Origin of the sequence: Indolivaga alginatilytica, assembly GCF_003201355.1 — a bacterium.
Lineage (GTDB): Bacteria > Bacteroidota > Bacteroidia > Bacteroidales > Dysgonomonadaceae > Dysgonomonas_A > Dysgonomonas_A alginatilytica.
This window is the reverse complement of the sequence record NZ_QICL01000010.1, coordinates 42,371-67,414: the sequence shown is the minus strand read 5'-3', so window position 1 is coordinate 67,414 and position 25,044 is coordinate 42,371. Positions and strand designations below refer to the sequence as shown.

Annotated in this window: 17 protein-coding genes; 14 read left to right on the top strand and 3 right to left on the bottom strand. The window is 36.1% G+C overall.

Annotated elements, in window-relative coordinates; genetic code table 11:
- Positions 1 to 110 precede the first annotated feature (110 nt).
- From purH to rodA, 6 genes are all read left to right on the top strand, one after another.
- A complete protein-coding gene (purH, locus tag CLV62_RS09415; protein WP_110310531.1) occupies positions 111 to 1,634 on the top strand; it encodes a bifunctional phosphoribosylaminoimidazolecarboxamide formyltransferase/IMP cyclohydrolase in 1,524 nt (507 codons plus the stop codon).
- A gap of 123 nt (positions 1,635 to 1,757) precedes the next feature.
- Positions 1,758 to 2,783: a rod shape-determining protein gene (locus CLV62_RS09410; protein ID WP_050709631.1), complete on the top strand. Its 1,026-nt coding sequence runs from the start codon at positions 1,758 to 1,760 to the stop codon at positions 2,781 to 2,783.
- A gap of 129 nt (positions 2,784 to 2,912) precedes the next feature.
- Positions 2,913 to 3,770, top strand: coding sequence for a rod shape-determining protein MreC (mreC, locus tag CLV62_RS09405; protein ID WP_110310530.1), 858 nt, complete (start codon positions 2,913 to 2,915; stop codon positions 3,768 to 3,770).
- Positions 3,760 to 4,269 (top strand): rod shape-determining protein MreD, encoded by a 510-nt coding sequence (gene mreD / locus CLV62_RS09400; protein WP_110310529.1) that lies wholly within the window; start codon positions 3,760 to 3,762, stop codon positions 4,267 to 4,269. The genes mreC and mreD overlap by 11 nt, the downstream gene beginning before the upstream one ends.
- On the top strand, positions 4,266 to 6,197 hold the full coding sequence (gene mrdA / locus CLV62_RS09395; RefSeq protein WP_110310528.1) for a penicillin-binding protein 2: 1,932 nt from the start codon (positions 4,266 to 4,268) through the stop codon (positions 6,195 to 6,197). Before mreD ends, mrdA begins: the two co-directional genes overlap by 4 nt.
- Before the next feature lie 27 nt (positions 6,198 to 6,224).
- Positions 6,225 to 7,682 carry a rod shape-determining protein RodA gene (gene rodA / locus CLV62_RS09390; RefSeq protein WP_110310527.1) on the top strand — a complete coding sequence of 486 codons (1,458 nt, stop codon included), beginning with the start codon at positions 6,225 to 6,227 and terminating at the stop codon, positions 7,680 to 7,682.
- A gap of 125 nt (positions 7,683 to 7,807) precedes the next feature.
- Here the strand turns inward: rodA and CLV62_RS09385 are convergent, their stop codons facing one another.
- Positions 7,808 to 9,235 carry a glutamate synthase subunit beta gene (locus CLV62_RS09385; protein ID WP_110310526.1) on the bottom strand — a complete coding sequence of 476 codons (1,428 nt, stop codon included), beginning with the start codon at positions 9,233 to 9,235 and terminating at the stop codon, positions 7,808 to 7,810.
- Between the two features lie 12 nt (positions 9,236 to 9,247).
- On the bottom strand, positions 9,248 to 13,750 hold the full coding sequence (gene gltB / locus CLV62_RS09380; RefSeq protein WP_110310525.1) for a glutamate synthase large subunit: 4,503 nt from the start codon (positions 13,748 to 13,750) through the stop codon (positions 9,248 to 9,250).
- 287 nt (positions 13,751 to 14,037) lie between these two features.
- Here gltB and asnB point away from each other — a divergent pair, with 287 nt between their 5' ends.
- The 8 genes from asnB to CLV62_RS09340 all read left to right on the top strand — a co-directional run bounded on the left by asnB (position 14,038) and on the right by CLV62_RS09340 (position 23,502).
- A complete protein-coding gene (asnB, locus tag CLV62_RS09375) occupies positions 14,038 to 15,708 on the top strand; it encodes an asparagine synthase B (RefSeq protein WP_110310524.1) in 1,671 nt (556 codons plus the stop codon).
- Between the two features lie 118 nt (positions 15,709 to 15,826).
- Entirely contained in the window at positions 15,827 to 16,465 is a 639-nt protein-coding gene (locus tag CLV62_RS09370) for a hypothetical protein (RefSeq protein WP_110310523.1), read from the top strand.
- 16 nt (positions 16,466 to 16,481) lie between these two features.
- Positions 16,482 to 17,015 carry an O-acetyl-ADP-ribose deacetylase gene (locus CLV62_RS09365; RefSeq protein WP_110310522.1) on the top strand — a complete coding sequence of 178 codons (534 nt, stop codon included), beginning with the start codon at positions 16,482 to 16,484 and terminating at the stop codon, positions 17,013 to 17,015.
- A 481-nt stretch (positions 17,016 to 17,496) separates the two neighbouring features.
- Complete coding sequence (dapF, locus tag CLV62_RS09360; protein WP_110310521.1) at positions 17,497 to 18,336, top strand: diaminopimelate epimerase; 840 nt, start codon at positions 17,497 to 17,499, stop codon at positions 18,334 to 18,336.
- Positions 18,337 to 18,398: 62 nt separating this feature from the next.
- Entirely contained in the window at positions 18,399 to 19,631 is a 1,233-nt protein-coding gene (locus CLV62_RS09355) for an LL-diaminopimelate aminotransferase (protein ID WP_110310520.1), read from the top strand.
- A 30-nt stretch (positions 19,632 to 19,661) separates the two neighbouring features.
- Entirely contained in the window at positions 19,662 to 21,848 is a 2,187-nt protein-coding gene (locus tag CLV62_RS09350) for a glutamine synthetase III family protein (protein ID WP_110310519.1), read from the top strand.
- A gap of 207 nt (positions 21,849 to 22,055) precedes the next feature.
- Entirely contained in the window at positions 22,056 to 22,814 is a 759-nt protein-coding gene (locus CLV62_RS09345) for an N-acetyltransferase (protein WP_110310518.1), read from the top strand.
- A gap of 58 nt (positions 22,815 to 22,872) precedes the next feature.
- Entirely contained in the window at positions 22,873 to 23,502 is a 630-nt protein-coding gene (locus CLV62_RS09340) for a GNAT family N-acetyltransferase (RefSeq protein WP_110310517.1), read from the top strand.
- Here the strand turns inward: CLV62_RS09340 and dnaB are convergent.
- On the bottom strand, positions 23,444 to 24,898 hold the full coding sequence (dnaB, locus tag CLV62_RS09335) for a replicative DNA helicase (protein WP_110310607.1): 1,455 nt from the start codon (positions 24,896 to 24,898) through the stop codon (positions 23,444 to 23,446). The genes CLV62_RS09340 and dnaB overlap by 59 nt on opposite strands.
- Between the last annotated feature and the right edge of the window lie 146 nt (positions 24,899 to 25,044).

Below are 25,044 nucleotides of genomic sequence, written 5' to 3'. Positions count from 1 at the left end.
ATTTTATTTATAAACGATTGTAAAATTTCTAAAATCTTTCATTGCTTATCAGAAGTATATGAGATAGATTTTATACCTTTGTGAACCAAAAAAGTTACACTATTAGTTCTATGTCTTCTACTAAAAAAATTAAAACCGCATTAGTCTCTGTCTATCATAAAGATGGATTAGATGAAATACTGAAAAAGTTGAACTCTTTAGGAGTTTCGTTTATTTCAACCGGAGGAACCCGTGAATTTATCGAATCACTGGGCTTTCCTTGCCAAGCAGTTGAAAACATAACAGGATATCCTTCTATATTGGGAGGTCGGGTTAAAACACTTCATCCAAAAATTTTTGGAGGAATATTAAGTAGGAGAGAGCTACCGGAAGATGCTAAGCAAACCAAAGCTTATGACATTACCGAGATTGATCTTGTAATTGTAGATTTATATCCATTTCAGGAAACTGTAAATTCGGGTGCTGAAGAAAAAGACATCATCGAAAAGATAGATATAGGTGGTATTTCTTTAATCAGAGCTGCTGCTAAAAACTTCAAAGACGTTGTAATTGTGCCATCTAAAGGACAATACAGTGCTCTTTCCGCTTTGTTAGACAACAAACAAGGATCGTCGGAAATAGATGATCGCAAGTGGTTTGCCAAAGAAGCTTTTGGAGTATCTTCGGAATACGATGCAGCCATCTTCAACTACATGGATAAAGATGAATGTACAGCATTCCGTAAAGCCGAAAACAAAGTAAAACATCTTCGCTATGGAGAAAATCCTCACCAAAAAGGATCTTTCTACGGCGATTTTGAAAGCTTATTCGAGCAATTACATGGTCGTGAGATTTCGTACAATAACCTGCTTGATATAGATGCATCCGTATCTTTAATCAGTGAATTTAGCGAAACTACAGTTGCCATATTAAAGCATAATAATGCATGCGGTATAGCTTCAAAAGCAACAGTATTAGAAGCTTGGAATACTGCTTTAGCTGCCGATCCGGTTTCTGCTTTTGGAGGTATTATAGTATCTAATACCAAAATAGATAAAGAAGCTGCAGAAGCAATTAACACAATATTTTTTGAAATCATTATAGCACCTGCATACGATGCAGAAGCTTTAGAAATACTGACTCAAAAGAAAAATCGTATAATACTTGTACAAAAGGGAGAGATAACAGAAACATCTCAGTTCCGTTCTCTTTTAAATGGAGTGTTAGTTCAAGATAGAGATCTTAGTATACAGAATAAGGAAGATTTGACTTTAGTTACTCGCCGTCAATTAGAAGGTACAGAACTAGATGATTTATTATTTGCAAACAAACTTGTGAAGCATACTAAATCAAATGCGATTATTTTGGTAAAAGACAAGCAATTATTGGCGAGCGGCACAGGACAAACGTCAAGAGTTGATGCACTAAAACAGGCTATAGAGAAATCTCATACATTCGGGTTTAGTTTGCAAGGTGCTGTGATGGCATCAGATGCATTCTTTCCATTTCCCGATTGTGTCGAAATTGCTGGCAATGCAGGTATAACAGCTGTTATACAACCTGGAGGCTCTGTAAAAGACGATCTGTCTGTTGAATATTGTAACGAAAACAATATTTCGATGGTAATGACAGGTGTCCGTCACTTCAAACATTAAGGTCTCAGACCATTTTATTGCTCTGATGAGATAAGTACAATTATTAATTAAACTTTGAAAATCAAGCAGTAGAATTTACTTTTACTTAATTATTAAATGTATTAGTTTAAAGAAAAGAACAAGATGGGATTATTCTCTTTTACACAAGAAATAGCGATGGATCTTGGAACAGCCAACACCATCATCATTAAGGACGGAAAGATCGTTGTAGACGAACCTTCAGTGGTGGCTCTCGAGCGCAAAACCGATAAGGTTATTGCCGTGGGAGACAAAGCCCGTCAAATGCATGGAAAAACCCATGAAAATATTCGCACAATTCGCCCATTGAGAGATGGTGTTATTGCAGACTTTACGGCTGCAGAGCATATGATCAGAGGAATGATAAAAATGATTGATAATAAAAATCGTTTATTCTCTCCATCATTACGTATTGTAGTTTGTATTCCGTCAGGAAGTACAGAGGTCGAAATCCGCGCGATTCGTGACTCTGCCGAACATGCCGGAGGACGTGATGTATATATGATCTATGAGCCAATGGCAGCTGCATTAGGTATCGGATTAGATGTTGAAGCCCCCGAAGGAAATATGATTGTTGATATAGGCGGTGGAACTACTGAAATTGCAGTTATATCGCTGGGCGGTATTGTATCTAATAAATCGATTAAAATTGCAGGTGATGATTTAACTGAAGATATTCAGGAATATATGAGTCGCCAACACAATATTAAAGTTGGAGAACGTACAGCTGAAGGCATCAAAATTGCTGTAGGGTCTGCATTGACAGAGCTTGCCGAAAATGAAGAGCCTGAAGATTTTATTGTACACGGACCGAATAGAATGACTTCTTTACCAATGGATATTCCTATTTCCTATCAGGAAATGGCACATTGCTTAGATAAGTCTATATCTAAAATGGACTCTGCGATCTTAAGTGCTTTAGAGCAAACTCCTCCCGAATTGTATGCTGACATTGTAAAAAATGGAATATACGTTACAGGTGGTGGCGCTTTGTTAAGAGGTTTAAGCAAACGTTTCTCAGACAAAATAGGTATTCCTTTTCATGTAGCAGAAGACCCCCTTCATGCTGTAGCAAAAGGTACAGGAATAGCACTAAACAATATCGAGAAATTTAATTTCTTAATGAGATAAGATCCAAGACCTTATTATTGCTTTGGTAGGTATAAAAATAGTGACAAGTTAACAAGTAAACAAAATTCAAGGCTTGTGAACTTGTTTGCTAACAACTGGTAAAACAATGTGTCATTCTGATACGTATACATGCGCAACTTAATAGCTTTTTTAATAAAAAACAGTTCGTGGTTTCTATTCATACTCCTCGAAATCTTGTGTTTTTATTTTATATTCCAATATAACTCTTTTCAAAGGAGTGTATACCTAAACTCTTCGAACGAAATTGTTGGAAGAGTTTATGCTATATCAGGTAAGATAACATCTTATTTTGGTTTAAAAGAGACCAATCAGGATTTGTTATTAAGAAATGCCGAGCTACAGAATAAAGTTCTGCAACTCGAAAACCGTATACATGACAAAGAATCTGATAGTCTGAAAACTCAATCTATAATAGTAGATTCAATTCCCACCAGACACTTCGAATTTATTATTTCCAGAGTCATAAATAACAGTATTTCTCAGATCGAGAATTATATTACAATTAACAAAGGAAGTAACGAAGGTATACATAATGAAATGGGGGTAATATCTCAGCAAGGTATAGTAGGTATTGTGAGAGCAGTATCTCCAAACTACTCTGTTATTCAAACTGTCATAAATCCTAAAACAAGTTTAAATTGTAAAGTAAAAGGTTCTAATAATCCGGGAACATTGGTTTGGGATGGAATTGATTACCGATATACAAATCTTGAAGGATTCCCTCGTTTTGAAAAATTTGCGGTTGGTGATACTATTATTACAAGTGGAAATTCAGGTATATTTCCGGAAGGAATTATTGTGGGTGTTGTGGAAGATTCAAAAAGTCAAAGTGATGATAACTTCCTGACTTTGAAAATACGGTTATCTACTGATTTTAGTTCTTTAAAGGATGTGTTGATCATAAAAAACAACGATCGCGAAGAACTCATACAATTAGAAAAAGAAATTACAACGAATGGCAGGTAATTGGCTGAAGCAATTGATTTCATTTATTATACTTGTTCTTCTTCAAGTATTAGTACTTAACCATATCTCTTTTTTGGGGTATGCTACACCTTTTCTATATATATATTTCATTATAAAAATGCCCATTGGAACCAACCGTAATTTTGTTTTAATTATGGCATTCTTATTAGGTTTTTCTATTGATATATTTTGTAATACGCTCGGACAAAATGCTGCTGCGGCTGTTCTTGCCGCCTTTATGCGTCGACCGGTTCAGGGTTTATTTTTTGCAAGAGAAGATTTTGAGCACTTTATACCAAGCATACCCAACTTGGGACTTGCCTTTGTAAAATATACGATTGTAATTGTTTTTATTCATCATCTGGCACTTATCTCAATCAGCTCATTTTCATATCTTAATTTCTTCACAATAATGTTGAGAGTTTTAAGCTCTACACTTCTTACATCTATTTTAATTTATGCCATTGAAGGATTCTCAGTCAAAAGAAAAAGGGCATGAGTAAGGATAATAATTTACACTCGGAAAAAAGATATTATACAATTCTGGCGATAACCGTAATTATTGTCATTGTATTGATCTGCCAGTTATTCAATCTACAGATTATTCAACACGAATACAAATATTCGGCAGATAGTAACGCTTTCTTTAAAAAGACACTGTACCCTGCAAGGGGAACTATATCAGACCGTAAAGATCGTCTTTTAGTCTATAATCAGCCGACCTATGATATTGTATATATCCCACGGGAAGTAGAACCTTTTGATACTCTCGACTTCTGTCATATTTTAGGACTTACCAGAGATCAGTTAGAAAAGAAAATAAGTGACGTTAAAGACCGAAGGCTTAATCCCGGTTATTCTTCTTATACCTTACAAACACTTATGACTCAGCTCACCGTTCGTGAGTATGGTCTTTTTCAAGAAAAATTATATAAATTCCCCGGATTTTATATTCAGAACAGAGCTCTACGTCAATATAATTTTGTGAATGCAGCTCAAGTATTAGGCTATGTTGCCGAAGTAAATAAAACGGCTCTGGCAGAAGACCCTTATTACGTTAGAGGTGATTATGCCGGAAAATCAGGTATAGAAACATCCTATGAAAATATATTAAGAGGTCAAAAAGGGGTAGAGATTCTTCTTCGTGATGCACATGGAAGAATAAAAGGAAAATACGAAAACGGTAAACATGACGTAAATCCCGTATCGGGCAAAAATCTTAAGCTGGCTATAGATATAGAACTACAAGCATATGGCGAATACCTGATGCAAAATAAGATTGGAAGTATAGTAATGATTGAGCCTTCTACCGGTGAAATCTTATGTCTGGTTACTTCTCCGACTTATGACCCGGCTATTTTGTTAGGACGTGAATTTGGAAATAATTATAAATCGCTTGAACAGAATCCATCAAAACCTCTATTCAACAGAGCAACTCAAGGTACATATCCTCCGGGATCTACATTCAAGACCACTCAAGGTTTAATATTTCTGGAAGAGGGTATTATTACACCCGAAACAGCTTATTCCTGTGCCGGAGGGTATCCTCCGGGTGGAGGAAGGCCCAGATGTCACGGACATGGATCGCCATTATCATTAGTTCCTGCAATAGCAACGTCTTGTAATTCTTATTTTTGTTATGGTTTAAATGCTATGCTTAGCAACCGAAAGAAATATGCAAATATCAGAGAAGCTTTTGATATCTGGAAAGATTATTTGGTATCTATGGGATTTGGTTATAAACTGGGAGTAGATCTGCCTTCTGAAAAAAGAGGGCTTATTCCCAATAGTCAGTTCTATACAAAAGCTTTCAAAACAGAAAAATGGTATGCTCAAAATGTAATCTCGATAGCTATAGGACAAGGTGAGATTTTGGCCACTCCATTACAGGTTGCAAACCTGGGAGCTACAATTGCCAACAGAGGATTCTTTTACACACCTCATGTGGTGAGACAAATTCAAGATATGCCTTTAGATAAAACATACACCGATAGAAGGTATACAGGAGTAAAGGAGGCATACTATAACACTATAGCCCAAGGGATGGCAAATGCTGTAACCGGAGGTACTTGTTATGGTATAAATCTTCTTCCGGAAATTGCAGTAGCAGGAAAAACCGGTACTGCTGAAAATCCACATGGTCGCGACCACTCTTGGTTTATGGGATTTGCTCCTGTAGACAAACCTCAGGTTGCCATCTCGGTACTGGTTGAAAATGCAGGCTTTGGAGCTCGGTTTGCTGTGCCCATTGCAAGATTGATGGTTCAAAAATACTTGAAAGGAGAAATACCTGCTTCTGAGAAATATCTGGAGGATAATATGGCAAATGCTATAATCCTGCCTAATGTTTTGAACAGTTGGGAGCAACGAAGAAACGATATTGCGACTCAAACTACAACTGAAGGTGAAACAATAATTGAAGAATAAAAATCTCAGAATAGATTTAAATTATACATGCTAAAAAAAGAAGACGATCATATTACAGGAAGTGTCGACTGGTTTATAATAGTTTTATATTTTCTATTAATAATTGGCGGCTGGCTTAGCATCTATGGTGCAAGCTACGATTACGACCATGTAACTAGTCTATTTGATTTTTCGGGTCGTGCAGGTATGCAGCTTGTATGGATGGGAATATCAATTATAGTTGGTTTTGTACTGCTCAAATTGGACAATAATCTGTATGATATTCTGGCTTACTTTATATATGCATTTTTTATCGTTTTATTAATAGTCACAATAATTATTGCACCCGATATAAAAGGGTCTCGATCTTGGCTGGTTATAACTGATTCAATACGCTTACAGCCTGCTGAATTTACAAAATTTGCAGTTGGATTGGCTATCGCCAGATTTATGAATAGCTATAATTTTAAACTGCTTACAATAAAGAATCTGTTGATATTGGCTATAATGATAATATTGCCAATGATTCTTATTATGATGCAGAAAGAGACAGGTTCAGCTCTTGTTTTTACAGCTTTCATATTGGTTTTATATAGAGAAGGATTGCCCGGAATGGTTTTGTTCTCGGGAGTTTGTGCAGTTGTCCTATTTATTCTCGGGTTAAAATATTCAGATATTGATATGGGCGCTCTCACCATGGGAGAATGCATATCTATTCTCTTTATTATTGTAGTAACCGCTATTCTTACTATCAATTTTCGGAAAGACTACAGAACAGCATCCTATATACTATTAGGCGCAGCCATATATGGAGGTATCTGCTACGTAATTTCTCTTTTTGACATTTATGTAAATTGGGGTATTATCTCCATTACTGCTATAAGCGCTGTTGTTATATACTTGCTGATTACTGCAGCCCGCGAATGGTCTAAAACCTATCTGTTCTTAGCTCTTTTTGCTATAGGCAGTATCGGCTATGTCAGTTCTGTCAACTATGTATTTACTGATGTATTACAATCTCATCAACAAATACGAATCAAAGTATCTTTAGGTATGGAAGATGATTTGATGGGAGCCGGATATAACGTCAATCAATCAAAAATAGCAATAGGATCGGGTGGTGCTTTGGGTAAAGGTTTCTTGAATGGAACACAAACCAAACTAAAATATGTACCCGAACAGGATACTGATTTTATATTTTGCACAGTAGGAGAGGAGCAAGGATTTGTAGGATCTGTCTTAGTATTATTAGGATTATCAGCACTTATTATAAGGGTGTTTTTTCTGGCTGAAAGACAAAAGAACACATTCGGACGAGTCTATGGATATGGTGTCGGATGCATATTCTTATTTCATTTAACGATTAATGTAGGTATGGTTATTGGATTACTGCCGGTGATTGGTATTCCCTTGCCATTTTTCAGCTATGGAGGATCATCATTATTAGCTTTTACAATTCTTTTATTTATATTTTTACGTCTAGATATGGCTCGTAAAAGACGATAAAGTTTTATATATTAAACGCAAAGTCGCAAAGACGCTATTTTCTTGCTTGTAATCTTCAAATAACAAAGAAAAAAACTTTGCATCTTTGCGACTTTGCGTTTAACAAAATCTGTATACTTACAAACTTATTTTGTTTTCAGAAAGTCATTGATATGTTTTGCAGTTCTACGTCCCGAGGCAATACTTGTAACAACCAAAGATTGTCCACTAACACAGTCACCTGCTGCAAATACTTTCGAAACATTTGTCAACCGATTTACATCTGTGGTAATATTCTTACGAACATCATCTACTTTTACACCAAGTTCTGCTAAAAGACCATCTTGTATCGGATGAATAAAGCCTAATGCAAGGAAAACATAATCAATTTTCAATATTTCGGGTTCTCCGACTTCTTTCATAACCATTTTTCCTGCTTCGTCTTTCTCCCAAGCTATCTCTACAAGTTCCACACCTGTTAAGATACCATTTTCTCCAATGAATCGTTTGGTGTTCATAGACCAACGGCGCTCACAACCTTCGAGGTGTGATGAACTCGTTTTCAATACTCCGGGAAATGGCATAGGCCAACTATTTTCCAATTCATCCAATGTTGGAGGTTTAGGCATAATCTCGATCTGCAAAATATTAGCCGCCTTTTGACGATTGGCTGTACCAATACAATCCGATCCAGTATCACCGCCACCAATTACCAATACATTTTTACCTTCCGTATTTATAATTTTATCAGCAGAAACTTCTTCTTTTGCAACCAATCTGTTTTTCATTGTCAGATATTCCATCGCATAGTAAACTCCTTTAAGCCCTCTGCCTTCAACGGGTAAATCACGAGGAACTTGTGAACCAATGGCTACACAAATAGCATCATTATTTTTCACCAAATCTTTTCCTTTGATATCTATTCCGACTTCAGTATTGGTTACAAATTTAATACCTTCGGCTTCCATTAACTCAAGACGACGATCAATGATATTTTTGTTCAACTTGAAATCGGGAATACCGAAACGAAGTAAACCACCTATACGACTACTTTTTTCATAAACAGTGACTTCATGTCCCATTCGGTTCAATTGATTCGCAACTGCCATTCCTGAAGGACCCGAACCTATAACTGCCACTTTCTTTCCTGTTCTTACCTTTGGTATAAAAGGTTTGATATATCCTTCCTGAAAAGCATGCTCTAAAGCTGATGCTTCATTCTCACGGATAGTTACCGGAGATTTATGCAAAGACAAAACACAAGTTTTCTCACATGGAGCGGGACAAATACGTCCTGTAAACTCAGGAAAATCATTTGTTTGCATCAATACTTCTGCTGCTAAACGCCAGTTACCTTTGTATATGTAGTCTTGCCATTCGGGCATTTTATTTCCGAGAGGACACCCCCATTGACAAAAAGGTATACCACAGTCCATACAACGTGATGCTTGCTGTTGTCTGTCTTCTGAGTTTAAAGTCTGTTCTACTTCTCCGAAATCGAGGATACGTTCTTGACGAGGACGGTATCCTGCTTCTTTTCTTTTTACTGTTAAAAATGCTTTTGGATTTCCCATTGTTCCTCGTTATTAATAATCAAATTCTACGTTTGCAATTTTCTTTTTCAAAGCCTCCATTTTTTCTTCTTGAAGAACTTTCTTATACTCTATAGGCATAATTTTAATGAACTTATTCACTTCTTCATTCCAGTTTTCAAGAATACTCTTCGCTAAGGGGCTTTTGGTATATTTATAATGTTGAGAAATTAGTTGATGCAGTTCTTTATTGTCGGTGCTATCTTCAATTAAAGAAAGTTCTACCATTTCCATATTACAGAAGAAATCGAAGTCTCCGTCTACATTATATACATAGGCGATTCCTCCACTCATACCTGCGGCAAAATTACGACCCGTTTTCCCTAAGACTACAGTACGTCCGCCTGTCATATATTCGCAACAGTGATCGCCTGCTCCTTCAACAATAGCTATTGCACCACTATTTCTTACACAGAAACGTTCGCCAACCTGTCCGTTGATATATACTTCACCTCCTGTTGCTCCGTATAACAATGTATTGCCAGCAATAATATTATCCTGAGGTTTATAAGTTGATGTAGCAGGGGGAACAATCACTAATTTACCACCCGAAAGACCTTTACCAACATAATCATTAGCATCACCTTCTAATTTGAAGGTCACCCCATGAGAAAGAAATGCTCCAAAGCTCTGTCCGGCTGATCCTTTGAAGGTACATTGGATAGTATCAGTTGGTAATCCGTCATTGCCATAGCGTTTTGCTATTTCACCCGAAAGCATAGATCCAACAGCTCTATCTGTATTTTTTATAGAACGAGACAATTCTACCGGCATAGCTTTTTCAATGGCAGGACGTGAAGTTTTTATCAATTCAACATCCATTACTTCATGTAACTTATGATCCTGTCCTTTTACTTGTCTTACAGCATTTACTTTAGCAGCTTCGGGAGAATAGATGATGCGAGACAAATCTAATTTACTTAGTTTACTGCTGGAATTATCTTTCACATATTTCAGCAAGTCAGTACGTCCGACAACCTGATCTAAAGAAGTAAATCCTAGAGCAGCTAAATGCTCGCGCACCTCTTGTGCTAAAAAGCTGAAATAGTTAATCAAGTACTCACTTTTTCCGATAAATTTCTTTCTCAGTTCTTCATCTTGAGTAGCAACACCTACAGGGCAAGTATTGATGTGACATTTACGCATCATTATACAACCTAGAACTATCAACGCACTTGTAGCAAACCCAAATTCTTCTGCTCCAAGCATAGAGGCAACTATAATGTCATGACCTGTTTTTAATTGTCCATCGGTTTGCAAACGTATTTGTCCACGCAAATCATTGATTACAAGTGTTTGTTGAACTTCGGCTAATCCGATTTCCAAAGGTAAACCTGCATGTTTGATTGAACTCACAGGACTTGCTCCTGTACCACCTTCGCATCCACTGATCAATATAAGATCAGCTTTTGCTTTTGCTACTCCGGCAGCAATAGTTCCAACACCACTTTCAGATACCAGTTTCACACTTACAATAGCTTGTGGATTGACATTTTTCAAATCAAAAATCAGCTGTGCTAAATCTTCAATCGAATAAATATCGTGATGTGGGGGAGGAGAGATCAACGAAATTCCAGGAATAGAATGACGTGTTTTAGCAATCACTTTATCAACCTTAAATCCAGGTAACTGACCACCTTCTCCGGGCTTAGCTCCCTGAGCTATTTTTATTTGAATTTCATCTGCATTTACTAAATATTCGGTAGTTACCCCAAAACGACCTGAGGCAACTTGCTTGATCGCCGATCGGGCATTTGTAGCAAAACGTTCGGGTAGTTCTCCACCTTCACCTGTATTGCTTTTTCCTCCAATAGCATTCATCGCAATCGCCATTGCCTCGTGAGCTTCACGGCTGATTGATCCGAAAGACATAGCTCCCGTTACAAAACGTTTTGTTATTTCGGAAACCGGTTCTACTTCGTCAATGCTGATCGGATTATTTGTATCAAAATCTAAGAAATCACGTAAGAATAGTTTTTCTTCTTTCTTATCAATTGACTCTGTATACTCTTTGAATTTCTTATAACTACCCAAACGTGTAGCTAATTGTAATTTAGTTATCGTTTCGGGATTCCAAGCATGATCTTCGCCATCACGTCTCCAAGCATATATTCCTTGATTAATTAACGAACTGTCAATATAATCAACTTCATACGCTTCGTTATGAGCTTCAATCGTATCAGTTGCAATATCTTTCAAGTCTATACCTTCAATTTTAGAAGTTGTACCCTTGAAGTATTTATTTATAACACTGGAACTAATTCCTATTGCCTCAAACAGTTGAGCTCCCAGATAACTCTTCAATGTAGAGATACCCATTTTAGAAAGAGTCTTCAACAGTCCTTTGTCGATAGACTTAATATAGTTCTTTTCTGCTGTATGGAAATCTAGCTGAATCGTTCCGTTTTTCACCAAGTCTTCGAGAACTGCAAATGCTAAATAAGGATTGACTGCATTTGCACCATATCCAAACAATAGAGCGAAGTGCATCACTTCACGAGGTTCGGCAGATTCTACTACAATATCAATCTGCATACGTTTACGTCGATCTATCAAATAATGATGAACCGCAGATACAGCCAACAATGAAGGTATAGCCACATGATTTTCGTCAATACCTCTATCCGAAATAATGATATAGTTACTACCTTTATCTACTGCTTTTTCAGCTTTCAAACATAAATCTTCGATAGCTTTTTCTAAGCCTGCTGCTCCATCTTTCGGATTGAATAATAATGATAGGGTTTCAGCCTTGAAGCCTTTGTATTCGATATGTACTAAAAGATCAAGCTCACGATTAGTAATAATAGGATGCGACAAGCCAACCATCTTGCAATGTTCGGGCATAGGCTCTAATATATTTTTATGAAGCGATCCTATATATCCTGATAATGACATGACCAACTCTTCACGAATCGGATCAATTGGAGGATTGGTTACCTGTGCAAAGAGCTGACGGAAGTAAGTAAATAAACGGTAACGTTTGCTCGACAACACTGCAACAGGGGCATCATTACCCATAGATGCTATCGGCTCTTTACCATCAACAGCCATCGGGGTGATAACCTTCTCAATATCTTCTTTGTAATATCCGAAAACTTTGAGATGTTGAGAATAATTATCCAAGGAGTATTTAATACTTCTTCCTGAAGAAATATCATCTAAGGAAATTCTATTTTTATTTAACCAATCTCTGTATGGATAAGCTTTCGCTAGGCTTTCTTTTAATTCGGGGTCATATTGGATAGTTCCTTCCTGAGTATCTACCATCAACATTTTACCCGGTTTTAAACGTCCTTTTTCCTTTATTTCGGAAGGTTCAAAAGGAAGAACTCCCGTTTCGGAAGCTACTACCATTATATCGTTGTGAGTGATAAGGTAACGTGCTGGGCGAAGTCCGTTTCTATCTAACAAACCTCCTGCATAACGTCCATCCGAAAACAATATCGTTGCAGGACCATCCCAAGGTTCCATAAATATACTGTGATATTCATAGAATGCTTTAAGATCGGATGATATAGGGTTCTTGAAATTCCAAGATTCAGGAATCATCATCGCCAAAGCATGAGGTAATGATTTACCCGACATCACTAGAAACTCGAGCACATTGTCAAACGAAGCACTATCGCTCATACCATGTTGTACGATAGGCCATATTTCTTTCATATCTCCAAAAGAATCGGATTTAACAACACTCTCACGTGCTTCCATCCATAGGCGGTTACCTCTGATGGTATTTATTTCACCATTATGACCAACCAATCTAAATGGTTGAGCCAAATCCCAAGTAGGAAATGTATTAGTACTAAAACGTGAGTGCACTAAAGCTATTCCACTTGTAAAATTGGGATTTAACAAATCGGGGAAATAGTGTCTCAATTGAAGAGAGGTAAGCATCCCTTTATATATAATCCTCTTAGTTGATAAGCTGACAATATAAGAATTACGTTTGTCTTTGATTGTAGAACTCAGAATGACTTTCTCTATCTTTTTTCTTAGCAAATAGAGTTTCAGTTCCAATTGATCTTGGGACAAACCTTCTCCGGTAACAAATATCTGTTTGATAGTCGGCTCACTGGCTTTTGATGTTTCGCCCAAAATATCACTATCCACAGGTACATCTCTTACTGCTAAAAGACTTAATCCGTCTCTCTCAATAAGATCCGACAGGGTAATCATATAGATCTCTGCTTCAATCTCATCCTTAGGAAGAAATACAAGCCCAGCACCATAATGTCCTTTTTCGGGAACGGGAATACCTTGAAGAAGAATAAATTCATGTGGTATTTGTAGCATAATACCTGCACCATCACCAGTTTTGCTATCGGCACTCTCAGCTCCACGGTGCGTCATATTTTCCAATACTTGTAAACCATTTTCTACAATGGCGTGTGATTTTACACCTTTAAGATGCAGAATTAAACCAACACCACAAGCATCGTGTTCATATGTGGGGTCGTATAACCCGTTTTGCTCTACTAATGATAAGTTTTGCATATTACTTAGTTGATATAAGATAAGTGAATCAATATTTTCTTTTTAGCCCACCTAAAAGACTAAAACGACAATAATATCTGCAAATATAATATATTTTGTTACTTTTAAATTGTTTTTTTAGTCAAAAATTCAAATTTTAACAAAACAATAGAATTAAAGAGCGCATAATTTACTTTTTGAGAACTATTTACAGCATTTAAGTGTTTTTATTCTACTAAAAAGCATAATTGTAAAATAAAATAACATATATTTGTCGGAATTTCGACTAAAAAATCTAAATTAATAACATGTGTGGATTTGTAGGAGCATTTGATTTAACGCAAGATTTAACTAATCTACGTTCTCAGGTACTAAAAATGGCAAAACGTATTCGTCATCGTGGTCCAGACTGGTCTGGGATCTATTGTGGCGAAAAAGCAATATTAGTACACGAAAGACTTTCTATCGTTGATATTAAGTCAGGTGGTCAACCATTATATAATAAAGATAAGAATCTTGTATTAGCTGTAAACGGTGAAATATACAATCATCAAAATATACGAAATAGATTTAAGGGCAAATATGAATTTCAGTCTAATTCAGATTGTGAAGTTCTACTGGCTTTATATCAAGAAAAAGGTGTAGCACTATTTGATGAACTCAATGGTATTTATGCTTTTGCTCTTTATGATATTGATAATAATTCATATCTGATTGGTCGTGATCACATGGGCATCATACCTTTATATATGGGATATGATGACTTTGGGCAATTTTATGTAGCCAGCGAGCTAAAAGCTTTAGAAGGTATATGTCCTAATATTAAAGAATTTCCGGCAGGTTATTATTATGATAGTCGCGATGGAGAGCTTAAGCAATGGTATAAACGTGATTGGATGGAGTATGACAATGTAAAGGACAATGACACAGACTTAGAAGTTCTTAAAAAAGGACTTGAGGATGCTGTTCATCGTCAATTAATGTCGGATGTACCTTATGGAGTATTACTTTCAGGAGGATTAGATTCATCTATTATATCTGCTGTTGCTAAGAAATTTGCAGCCAGACGTATCGAAAATAACAATGAGACCGAAGCTTGGTGGCCACAATTGCACTCTTTTGCTATTGGTTTAGAAGGTGCACCCGATTTAATTGCAGCCCAAAAAGTAGCAGATTATATAGGAACCGTACATCACGAAATACACTTCACCGTAGAAGAAGCAATGGATGCACTAAGTGATGTTATTTATCATATCGAAACGTATGACGTAACAACCGTTCGTGCATCGACTCCGATGTACCTGCTTGCCCGTTTTATTAAATCTATGGGAGTAAAAATGGTATTATCGGGTGAAGGATCAGACGAAATATTCGGAGGATATTTATATTTTCATAAAGCACCCAATGCTAAAGCATTACACGAAGAAACTGTTCGCAAGTTAGATAAACTACACCTATACGACTGTCTCCGCGCTAACAAAACATTAGCTGCCTGGGGAGTTGAAGGGCGTGTACCTTTTCTTGATAAAGAATTTATGGATATTGCCATGCGGATGAATCCACAGGATAAAATATGTGGAAACGAAAAGATGGAAAAATATGCTCTACGTAAAGCATTCGAAGGATATTTGCCCGAAAGTGTAACCTGGAGACAAAAAGAACAATTCTCGGATGGTGTTGGCTACAATTGGATTGATACTTTACGTGAAGTTGCCAGTAAAAAAGTAACTGACAAGCAAATGGAAAAAGCAGCAGAACGATTCCCAATTAATCCCCCTATGTCTAAAGAAGAATATTGGTATCGTACTATGTTTGAAGAACATTTTCCTTCCGCATCGGCAGCAAGTACAGTGCCTTCCGTTCCTTCGGTAGCTTGTAGTAGCGCAGTTGCATTGGAATGGGATGCTTCATTCAAAAACAGAATAGATCCATCAGGACGTGCCGTAAAAACAGTTCATGCTGAAGCTTACGAAAATTAAAGGTCACTGACCTTTTCACCTATAAAAAGCAATATGGATAAAATTCTATATTGCTTTTTTCGTTTATATAGGATAGTATTAAGTAATTTTGTATGAACAACTAAACAATTCAAATACTATGAAATTTAGATTTTTACTATTGTTTATTCTCATACCCATATTAGTTAAGGCTCAAGGTTATAGCTATTACGACCATTTAACTCCCGGTAATGACATTTATAGCATATCTGATCGTCAGTTTGACTATTATTCAAATATAAGAACGATTCTGTTCAATGGCTTATCAGATAGACCCGAAATACGGTTTATAGTTATGCCATCTTTTACCCCTAAAAATGTATTGGATATTCAAAAAGACAATAAAGACGGCAATTTTTATTTAATCTATCCTATTTGTGAAAAGATGATAGATTCTAACAAAAATAACGAAGAAGTAAAAGTAAAAGAATATAAAACTGAAATTGATTCTGCATCTGTTCAATTAATAAAATCTTTATTTCTTAAAGCTATTAAGCAAACAAAGTATCCGGAAAATGAGATAGATGGACGTGATGGGATTAATTATCATTTTTTCGCATGGGATTACGGACTTAAGACGGGTATGATATGGTCTCCCCAAACACCAAAAATGAGACAGTTAGTAGAAATTGGAAAGACTTTAATAAATTTAGCTAAGAGTGATAGTTCAAAAATTACATTCGACAAAAATTTTGTAGAGACTATTAATAAATTGAATAATCAGTTGGAGTTGGAATAATTGTAATTGAAACAACATGAAAATTAAAAACACAACTATAGAGTTAATAAAAGGAGATATTACAACCATAGAAGTTGATGCCATAGTAAATGCCGCAAATTCGTCTCTTTTAGGGGGCGGTGGGGTAGATGGGGCTATTCACCGAAAAGGTGGCAGCCAAATTTTGGAAGAATGTAAAGCTATAAGAAATAGACAAGGCGGATGCAAAACTGGAGAGGCGGTTTATACCACAGCAGGTTTGTTACCAGCAAAGTATGTTATTCACACAGTTGGTCCTGTTTGGAGTAAAGAAAATAATAAGAACAACCAACTTCTTACAAATTGCTACTACAATTCATTGAGTATCGCAAAAAATCTACAAGTAACTTCTATCGCTTTTCCCAATATAAGCACAGGTGTTTACAAGTTTCCAAAAAAAGAAGCGGCTAATATTGCTATTAACTCTGTAAGATCTTTTCTAGAATCAGAAAACCATCATCTAAAGACTGTAATTTTTATATGCTTTGATGATGAGAATTACAGATTATATCAAGAAATATTAGGTGATTAAAATTATACTCCACACTTATATTATGACAACTTAATCAAGAAAAATCTATCAAGATGGTATTTTGATTCAAATTTCAAAAGAATCTTTAGTCTATAGATTATATCAATCTTAAATATGTAAGGAAATTAGCATTAATCATATTCGTATTTCTATTATTTCAGGAAAAACCAGACAGTTATAATTAGAAATGATAGCCTCCACATAGGATAGCGATTTGCATACTTAGAAATCATAATATGTTTTATATAATTCTATATTACAGAATCTGAAAACATCTATCTATAATATAATGAGTTATCTCAATTTTAAAGAACAAGCCACCAAACTATCTTTTTGAAACAAATAAAAAACAAAAAGTCTCAAAATGATATTTTTATTATAATAAACATAAAATTTACACATTAAATCTTGCAAGATTAAATAATTTATATCACTTTTGTAGTAGAAAAAATATCAGACTAAAAAGTGGGTGTTTAAAAGGATGAAGAATTTGAAATTTACAAAAATGCATGGTGCAGGAAATGACTATATTTATGTCAACGGATTGACAGAAAATATAGAAAATGCTTCTCAACTTGCAATTAGCTTAAGCAACAGAAACTTCGGAATAGGATCAGATGGTCTCGTTCTGATATTACCATCAGACAGTTGCGATTTCAGAATGCAAATGTTTAACTCTGATGGCTCTGAAGCTGAAATGTGCGGAAACGCAACCCGATGTGTTGGTAAATATGTTTATGACAACAAACTGACCGACAAAAAAGAAATTACATTAGAAACCAAAGCCGGAACCAAATACATTACCTTACTTGAAGGAGACATTAAAACTCGTAAAGTAACAGTAGATATGGGAGAACCAATTCTCGATCCAATTCTAATCCCCGTAAATATTACTCAGAATCCCGTTCTTAACTATCCATTAAATATAGATGGAAAAGAATGGAAAATTTCATGTGTATCTATGGGAAATCCTCATGCTGTAGTATTTACAGAAGGAATTAAAGATTTTAACTTACCAGTATTAGGTCCCAAGTTTGAAACAAACCCTATATTTCCGCGTAAGACAAATACCGAATTTATAGAGATTGTAGATCGCAACACTTTAAACATGCGTGTTTGGGAACGTGGGGCAGGGGAGACCCTTGCTTGCGGAACAGGTGCTTGTGCAGCGGCTGTTGCTGCTATTTTAAATAATCATTGTGACCGAAAAATAAAAATACATTTGTTAGGCGGAGATTTAGACATAGAATGGCGTGAAAGTAACAATCATGTATATATGACCGGTGAAGCCGTAACAGTATTTGAAGGAACAATTTTATAAGGTCTCAGACCTTATAAAATTGTTTTTAATTGAAAAATATACCAATAAAATAGTTAGTACAAATGGTATTGATAAACGAAAATTATACGAAACTACCGGGAAGTTATTTATTCTCGGAAATAGCTCGAAAAGTAAACGAATTTAAAATAGCCCACCCAACAGCAGATGTTATACGATTGGGTATTGGCGATGTAACTAAACCACTTCCACAGGCATCTATTGAAGCAATGCATAAGGCTGTTGACGAAATGGCTTCTGCTGAAACTTTCAGAGGATATGGACCTGAGCAAGGTTACGACTTTCTTGTAAATACAATTGTAGAAAACGATTATAAAGCTCACGGGTTAAATATTCAGACTGACGAAGTATTTGTTAGTGACGGATCTAAAAGCGATACTGGTAATATTGGTGATATCTTAGGCACTGACAATATTGTAGCTATTACAGATCCCGTATATCCTGTATATATTGATACAAATGTAATGGCAGGGCGTGCAGGCGATTTAGGAACAGATGGTAAATGGACCAAAATAATATATTTACCCTGTACAGCAGAGAATAACTTTGTACCTGAATTACCAAAGACTAAAGTTGATATTATCTATTTATGCTACCCAAACAACCCATCGGGAACTACGCTTACTAAAAGCGAATTGAAAGTCTGGGTTGATTATGCATTGGAAAATAAAGCTTTAATCCTATTTGACTCTGCCTACGAAGCATATATTACAGAAGATGATGTTCCTCATAGTATCTATGAGATAGAGGGAGCTAAAAAAGTAGCTATTGAGTTTCGTAGTTTTTCTAAAACAGCAGGATTTACAGGTACACGTTGTGCATACACAGTAGTACCTAAAGACTTGATGGCATATACAAGCAAAGGCGAAGAAGTTTCTTTAAATAAATTATGGAATCGCCGTCATACAACCAAGTTTAATGGTGTACCTTACGTCATTCAACGTGCAGCCGAAGCTTGCTACTCTCCCGAAGGAAAGAAACAGGTAAAAGATACAATCGAATATTATCTAAACAATGCCAAAATAATAAGAGAAGGTCTTACTGAGCAGGGATTAAAAGTATATGGAGGTGTAAACTCTCCTTACATTTGGGTGAAAACACCTAATGGAATGTCTTCTTGGGAATTTTTCGATTACCTACTTAATGAATTAAATATTGTAGGGACTCCCGGAGTAGGATTTGGACCCAGTGGAGAAGGATATCTGCGTCTGACTGCTTTTGGTACACTCGAAAATACAAAAGAAGCTGTTCTTCGATTAAAAAAAATAAAACTCTAAAATAACAAAACCCAATTAAACTAGCTTAATATGTCAAAGTTACGTTTTAAAGCTGTTGCTGCTGCTGCAAACAGAAAACCCGTAGAGGTTGAGAAGCCTAAAGAAAAGACGTCAGCATACTTTGGTAACAAAGTATTTAACCGCAAGACAATGATTCAGTATTTGTCTAAAGCGACTTTCAAAGCTATAACTAAAGTTATTGATAAAGGAGAAGTTATAGACAGAGCAATAGCCGAGCATGTAGCTGCGGGTATGCGTATGTGGGCTTTAGAAAATGGAGCTACACACTATACTCACTGGTTCCATCCGTTGACCGATGGTACCGCCGAGAAACATGATGCTTTTGTTGAGCATGACGGAAACGGTGGTATGATTGAAGAGTTTAGTGGAAAAATATTAGCACAACAAGAGCCGGATGCATCGAGCTTCCCATCAGGAGGTCTTCGTAATACTTTCGAAGCTCGCGGATACTCGGCATGGGATCCATCTTCACCTGCATTTATCATTGGTGATACACTATGCATACCAACTATATTTATATCATATACAGGAGAATCTCTTGACTATAAGACTCCTTTATTGAAATCTATCTCAGCTGTAAGTAAAGCAGCAATGGACGTATGTCATTATTTTGATCCTCAAGTTTCTAAAATATATTCCTTCTTAGGATGGGAACAAGAATACTTCCTTGTAGATGAAGATCTATTTGCTGCACGTCCAGATTTAGCATTGACAGGTAGAACTCTTATGAGTCACGAGAGTGCTAAGAATCAACAATTGGAAGACCACTATTTCGGATCAATTCCACAACGTGTGTTGAAATTTATGGAAGATCTTGAGTACCAATCATACGAATTGGGTATTCCTGTAAAAACACGCCACAACGAGGTTGCTCCTAATCAGTTTGAATTAGCTCCGATATACGAAGAATGTAACTTGGCAGTAGATCAAAACTTATTGATTATGTCATTGATGGAAAAAATTGCTCGTAGCCATTCTTTCCGTGTACTTCTTCACGAAAAACCATTCAAAGGAATCAATGGATCGGGTAAACACAACAACTGGTCATTAGGAACAGATACAGGAGTTAATCTTCTTTCTCCGGGTAAGGATACTGAAGAAAACCTTCAATTTATTACATTTATTGTAAATATCTTAGCGGCTGTTCATAAAAATAATGCCTTACTAAAGGCATCTATTTCTTCTGCAACCAATGCTCACCGCTTAGGTGCTAATGAAGCTCCTCCTGCAATTATATCTGTATTCTTAGGAACACAAGTAAGCGATATTCTTGATAAATTCGAGAGCAGCAGTGTAAAAGATGCTATCGTTGTAGACGACAAAAAAGGTATCAGTTTAGGTGTAGGTCAAATTCCTGAGATTTTACTTGACAATACCGATCGTAACAGAACATCTCCTTTTGCTTTTACAGGTAACCGTTTCGAATTTAGAGCTGTAGGATCATCTGCAAACTGCGCTTCTGCTATGACTGCATTGAATGCATCTGTTGCCGAACAATTAAGATTATTCAAAATTGAAGTAGATACGCTTATCAATAAAGGTAAGTCTAAAGAAGAGGCTTTGTATGAAGTATTGAAAAAATACATCAAAGAATCGAGAGTTATCAGATTCAATGGTAACGGATATAGCGATGAATGGAAAGTTGAAGCGAAGAAAAGAGGCTTGGATTGCGAAACAAGTGTGCCTGTTATTTACGATAGCTATACTTCGAAACAAAGTATTAAAACTTTCGCTAATATCCTATCCGAAGTGGAACTTCATGCTCGTAATGAGGTGAAATGGGAAACTTACGTTAAGAAAATTCAGATCGAGTCACGCGTATTGGGAGATTTAGCTCTTAACCATATCATTCCTGTAGCAATTACATACCAATCTATTTTATTGGAAAATGTAGCCAACTTGCAAAAGATATTTACCGATCCTGCAAAATTTCAGGAAATGGCAGAAGAACAAATTCGCTTAATAGAAAAAATTTCGATCCACGTAAATGCAATCAATGCAAAAGTACATGGGATGATTGATGCTCGTAAAAAAGCAAATAACATTGAAAGTGAACGCGAAAAAGCAATTGAATATCATGATGTGGTAGCTCCATTTTTAGATGAGATCCGTTATCCTATTGATAAGCTTGAACTTATTATCGATAATAATATGTGGCCTCTTCCTAAGTATAGAGAACTATTATTTTTGAGATAATGCTTCTTCTTTAATAAGTTATATAAAAGGACTATCTTAGATAATTAAGATAGTCCTTTCTTTTTCTATCTCCTTACCTGTGGTACATTTAGACAAAATGAACTAAAAAATTCACTATATTGCACTTCGTAATCTATCAACAATGATAATAAAGCAACACCATTACGACCGGACAATTAATAATATCTAATTTTCAACGAATTACGCATGGATGCTGATTTTATAAACTTAACAACAAAAAACCTTGACAATGAGCATCTATGCTGCATTATCCGCAGTAAAAAGCCCCATCAAGGTGTTGACGCAAAGCGACAATGGCTTTCCGAACGACTAAATGAAGGCCATGTCTTCAGAAAGTTAAATACAAAAGGTACGGTTTTTATTGAATATGCTCCTCTTGAAACCGCTTGGGTTCCCATAATCGGTGACAACTATTATTATATGTATTGCTTATGGATTTTGGGCAATTACAAAGGAAAAGGGTATGGGACATCGCTGATGAAGTATTGTTTGGCTGATGCAAAGGAAAGGGGTAAATCCGGCATTTGTATGCTCGGAGCAAAAAAACAAAAATCTTGGCTTTCTGACCAATCATTTGCGAAAAGCTTCGGCTTTGAGGTTGTTGATACTACAGATAATGGATATGAATTGCTTGCACTTTCTTTTTATGGAACAACGCCAAAGTTCGCACAGAATGCTAAAAAACAAAAAATTGCAAACAAAGAGCTGACAATTTATTATGATATGCAATGCCCCTTTATCTATCAAAACATTGAAATGATTAAACAATATTGTGAAATGAAAGACGTTCCTGTATCTTTAATTCAAGTGGATACACTACAAAAAGCAAAGGAATTACCTTGTGTTTTCAATAATTGGGCTGTGTTTTATAAAGGAACTTTTGAGACAGTGAATTTATTAGATGTTGCCTACTTAAAGAGAATACTCAAAAATAAAAATCAATAGCTTAAATGCATCATAGGTATATCTCCTTTATTTTAAAAATCTTTAATACAAATAAATTATGCTTACACATTGCGGAACACAAACAATCGAATCTGAAAATCTAGTATTAAGAAGATTCTCACATTATGATAACGAAGACATGCTAAATTATTGGATAAGTGATCCTAATATACAATTTATGTATTCGGAACCAATATACACGACTAAAGAGGAAGTCAAAAAGTTATTGACTAATTATATAAATTCATATCCTCTTGATAGTTATTACAGATGGGCAATCATCGAAAAATCAACCCAAATCTGTATTGGGCAAATAGCATTCTTTCTTGTGGATAACAAAAATCATTTTGGAGAAATAGAATATTGCATAGGAAGCAAATTCCAGAGAAAAGGATATGCCGCAGAAGCTGTGAGAAACATTATGAGTTATGGATTTGAAGAGATTAACTTTCATAAAATACAAGTATGCCACAAAGAAAATAATATTGCATCGCAAGGCGTAATCAAAAAAGTGGGTTTCAAATATGAAGGCACTTTACGCGACTACTTTTATATGGACGATAAATATATCAGCCGATTGTATTATTCGCTACTAGAAAATGAATGGAATATAACTTCGGAATATAAAGTCAGAACGGAACAACATCATTTCCGGACATCGGAGGAAAACTCTCAGCAGAAGGAGTAGCACTCATCTTCGACATGAATTGTGCTCCATCGGCATTGTATTCGTCTTCCACATTTTGAAAACGGGCAAACTCACTTTTGAATCGAAGTAAAACGTCTGCGGTTGCACCATTACGGTGTTTCGCTATAATGATTTCGGCCATTCCTAATAAAGAATTACCCTTCTCATCTTCCAATATTTTATAATATTCAGGACGGTGTATAAAACATACCATATCCGCATCCTGCTCAATAGCTCCCGACTCACGAAGGTCAGATAACTGTGGACGCTTACCTTCAATACCTGTACGTCCCTCAACACCACGGTTAAGCTGCGAAAGAGCGATGATAGGAATATTCAATTCCTTAGCTAACCCCTTAAGCGAACGAGAAATCATACTCACCTCTTGCTCACGGCTACCATAAGCCATTCCACTGGCATTCATCAACTGCAAGTAGTCAATAATAAGCATTCTCACACCATGTTCACGAACAAGGCGACGTGCTTTTGTCCTTAATTCAAACACAGATAAACTCGGGGTATCGTCTATAAATAGGGGAGCATCATATAATTCTTTTATTTTAAAGTCGAGCTGTTCCCATTCATATGGTGCAAGCTGTCCGTTCTTAATCTTCTCACCGGGAATCTCACATGTATTTACAATCAAACGATTTACCAGCTGTACATTTGACATCTCCAGAGAAAACAATGCTACCGGGTAATTATATGTCACTGACATATTTTTAGCCATAGATAATACGAAAGCTGTTTTTCCCATCGCAGGACGAGCAGCTATAATAATCAAGTCGGAATTCTGCCAACCCGAAGTAACTTTATCTAAATTATTAAAACCTGTTTGTAACCCGCTTAATCCTTCAGGGCGGTTAGCTGCTATTTCTAAAAGCTGTAATGCTTCCTTTATAACAGGATTAATTTGTTGCACATCCTTTTTTACGTTTCCTTGCGACATCTCGAATAGTTTACTCTCTGCCTCCTGCATCAAGTCATCCACATCAAATGTTTCATCAAAAGCTTTATTAGTTATCTCGGAAGAAAAACCGATCAATTCACGTGCTAAATATTTTTGAGCTATAATACGGGCATGAAACTCAATATGCGCCGCAGAAGCCACTTTTTCAGTCAGTTGAGCAATATAAACAGGACCTCCTACGGATTCTAATTCTCCTGTTTTCTTCAATTCTTCAACAACAGTCAGCATATCTACAGGAGCCTGTTTTGAGATTAGACTAACAATCGCACGATATACAATCTGATGTATATTATCATAGAAACTATCAGGTTTCAAAATATCACTTACTAATGAATATGCATCCTTTTCGAGCATTAATGCACCTAGCACAGCTTCCTCTAATTCTCTGGCTTGTGGTTGAATGCGTCCTATCTCAGGACTTTGCATTGCATTATCTTTAGCACGACCTCCTTTACGTTGCTGACCTTTCTTATTATTTTCCATGATGAGTTGTTACCTAAGGTCTCAGACCTTTTTATTAATAGGGGAAGTACAACAGTAATAGAATTGTTATACTGTAAAAATATACGATT

Bases quoted from the DNA above. Each gene is read 5' to 3' on its own strand.
- purH (WP_110310531.1), top strand. From the start codon at position 111: ATGTCTTCTACTAAAAAAATTAAAACCGCATTAGTCTCTGTCTATCAT.
- CLV62_RS09410 (WP_050709631.1), top strand. From the start codon at position 1,758: ATGGGATTATTCTCTTTTACACAAGAAATAGCGATGGATCTTGGAACA.
- mreC (WP_110310530.1), top strand. From the start codon at position 2,913: ATGCGCAACTTAATAGCTTTTTTAATAAAAAACAGTTCGTGGTTTCTA.
- mreD (WP_110310529.1), top strand. From the start codon at position 3,760: ATGGCAGGTAATTGGCTGAAGCAATTGATTTCATTTATTATACTTGTT.
- mrdA (WP_110310528.1), top strand. From the start codon at position 4,266: ATGAGTAAGGATAATAATTTACACTCGGAAAAAAGATATTATACAATT.
- rodA (WP_110310527.1), top strand. From the start codon at position 6,225: ATGCTAAAAAAAGAAGACGATCATATTACAGGAAGTGTCGACTGGTTT.
- CLV62_RS09385 (WP_110310526.1), bottom strand. From the start codon at position 9,235: ATGGGAAATCCAAAAGCATTTTTAACAGTAAAAAGAAAAGAAGCAGGA.
- gltB (WP_110310525.1), bottom strand. From the start codon at position 13,750: ATGCAAAACTTATCATTAGTAGAGCAAAACGGGTTATACGACCCCACA.
- asnB (WP_110310524.1), top strand. From the start codon at position 14,038: ATGTGTGGATTTGTAGGAGCATTTGATTTAACGCAAGATTTAACTAAT.
- CLV62_RS09370 (WP_110310523.1), top strand. From the start codon at position 15,827: ATGAAATTTAGATTTTTACTATTGTTTATTCTCATACCCATATTAGTT.
- CLV62_RS09365 (WP_110310522.1), top strand. From the start codon at position 16,482: ATGAAAATTAAAAACACAACTATAGAGTTAATAAAAGGAGATATTACA.
- dapF (WP_110310521.1), top strand. From the start codon at position 17,497: ATGAAGAATTTGAAATTTACAAAAATGCATGGTGCAGGAAATGACTAT.
- CLV62_RS09355 (WP_110310520.1), top strand. From the start codon at position 18,399: ATGGTATTGATAAACGAAAATTATACGAAACTACCGGGAAGTTATTTA.
- CLV62_RS09350 (WP_110310519.1), top strand. From the start codon at position 19,662: ATGTCAAAGTTACGTTTTAAAGCTGTTGCTGCTGCTGCAAACAGAAAA.
- CLV62_RS09345 (WP_110310518.1), top strand. From the start codon at position 22,056: ATGGATGCTGATTTTATAAACTTAACAACAAAAAACCTTGACAATGAG.
- CLV62_RS09340 (WP_110310517.1), top strand. From the start codon at position 22,873: ATGCTTACACATTGCGGAACACAAACAATCGAATCTGAAAATCTAGTA.
- dnaB (WP_110310607.1), bottom strand. From the start codon at position 24,898: ATGCAAAGTCCTGAGATAGGACGCATTCAACCACAAGCCAGAGAATTA.